We start from the raw sequence: 648 nt of genomic DNA, 5'->3' as shown, positions 1-648 counted from the left end.
TTCAGGTTGTTGTCGAAGCCGAGCATGAAGCCGGACAGGTCGCGATCGACGCTGGCGGCGCCATGGCTGCCGTCGTTGTTGGACCAGCCGCCCAGGGCGGTGATCCAGCCCACCCCCTGCCCCTGGCAACCGCTGCTGCTCTGCTGCCCGCTGGTCGGTGCCAGCACGCTGCGCGGGTCGCCGTTGCCGCAATCGCCCTGACGCATGCGGTCATTGACGGTGTTGCGCAGGTAGCGGGAGTCCTCCAGCAGTACGCTGGCGGTGCTGGCGTGGATTTCACCGGACAGGCTGTCGAACGCCGCCTGCGCCGAGGCACGGTCCATGCTGGTGATCGCGCTTTTCAGGCTGGCCGGTGCGGCTGCCGAACCCAGGGCGGTGGCGACGTCACGCTGGTTGTCGCTCACGGCCACATCGGCGAAGGCCACGCCGTTACGCGCGACCGACAGGCTGACGTCGTTGCTGCCGTACACCAGGCGGGTGTCGATGAAGGCCAGGTTCGACGCCACGCCGAGGCTGCTGAGGTTGTCGCTGTCGAACTTGCCGGTGATGCCGCCGCCGGCGGTCAGCAGGGTGTAGGTGGTGTCGCCGGTGTACGGCTGCGCCGCGAACACGTTCAGCGTACCGGCCAGGTTGGCGGTGCCGCCCACG

Annotated in this window: 1 protein-coding gene; it reads right to left on the bottom strand. The window is 68.8% G+C overall.

Annotation, left to right across the window (positions count from 1 at the left end; translation table 11 throughout):
- A partial coding sequence (locus NTD88_RS11095; protein WP_262154850.1) for an autotransporter outer membrane beta-barrel domain-containing protein occupies nucleotides 1-648 on the bottom strand: 648 nt, incomplete at both ends.

This window comes from Pseudomonas sp. 20P_3.2_Bac5, assembly GCF_025466035.1.
Taxonomy (GTDB): domain Bacteria; phylum Pseudomonadota; class Gammaproteobacteria; order Pseudomonadales; family Pseudomonadaceae; genus Aquipseudomonas.
This window is presented reverse-complemented; position numbering and strand designations above follow the sequence as displayed.